Raw genomic sequence first — 1,008 nt, 5'->3', positions numbered from 1 at the left:
AACATTCCCTAAATCAGAACGAAGCATATCTTTTGCTAATCTAATAAACGTATTATCTTTCTTCAAATTAGTTGAAAGATTTGTTTGAATAAGACTATCTGTGAGGGATATGAATAGTTCACTACATAACGCATTATCTTTTTCATTTAATATTGCATTAGTTAGACTTAACACTCTTTGCTCAAGTGAATAATCATACACAACCGGGGCCTCGAAACCTACAATATCCTTTTTTCCTGAAGCCTCTAAAAGCAATTGTGGATCAATATATAGCATCACATAATCAAGGCCTGTCTCATCGTGTGCCATTCCGTCATGTGCCTGCTCTGGATTAAAAATCATCACACCATTCGGATACGATAATTGTAAACTACCTTCCAAATTATAATGTTGAATACCACGCAATGTTACACCAATTGCATACTCCTTATGGTAGTGCTTTTTATACTTAAAATCAGTGAAACTAGCCGACAAAGCTGTAATACCTGCTGCTTTTTTATAGATAAATTTATCCACTTTATTCACCTCTTTAAACACTACCCTACCCATATCATGATTGTAGCATAAACTAAACCTAGAGCCATGATTACATTAACCATCCTTGTATGCTTTTGTAAAAACTTCTTGAGGATAGCACCGAAAAGAACCCAAGAAATAAATGCTAAAAAGCCAATGATCGTTATGACGATAACACTTATTGTAACGGCAGGCATATCGGTATAGTAGGGCAAAACAAAGCTAGGTATAACTGTCAATGTAAATATGACTACCTTTGGATTTAAAAACTGCATAAGAAAGCCGGTAGTAAAAGTTCCAGTGTTGTTTTCCGTTGATTCTGATGTATCCATTTTATAGATTTGATAAGAGAGATATAGCATATATATCGTTCCGATAATCTGCATACCTATTAAAATTTTTGGAATAACAGTTATCAGCACCGCATTCAACATCGCAGATATACCAAGTAATAAACCAAAAGCAATCGTTGCTCCGTACGTATATTCCATT

2 protein-coding genes are annotated in these 1,008 nt (G+C 34.4%); both read right to left on the bottom strand.

Annotation, left to right across the window (positions count from 1 at the left end; all coding sequences use genetic code 11):
• The coding region (locus V7164_RS25525; protein ID WP_335355638.1) for an AraC family ligand binding domain-containing protein at window positions 1–516 on the bottom strand (516 nt) is incomplete at its 3' end.
• Window positions 517–536: 20 nt separating this feature from the next.
• Window positions 537–1,008: LysE family translocator (locus V7164_RS25520; protein WP_335355637.1), on the bottom strand; the 472-nt coding region annotated here is incomplete at its 5' end.

It is taken from the genome of Bacillus sp. JJ1474 (genome assembly GCF_036965225.1).
In the GTDB taxonomy this organism is placed as follows: domain Bacteria; phylum Bacillota; class Bacilli; order Bacillales; family Cytobacillaceae; genus Cytobacillus.
This window is presented reverse-complemented; position numbering and strand designations above follow the sequence as displayed.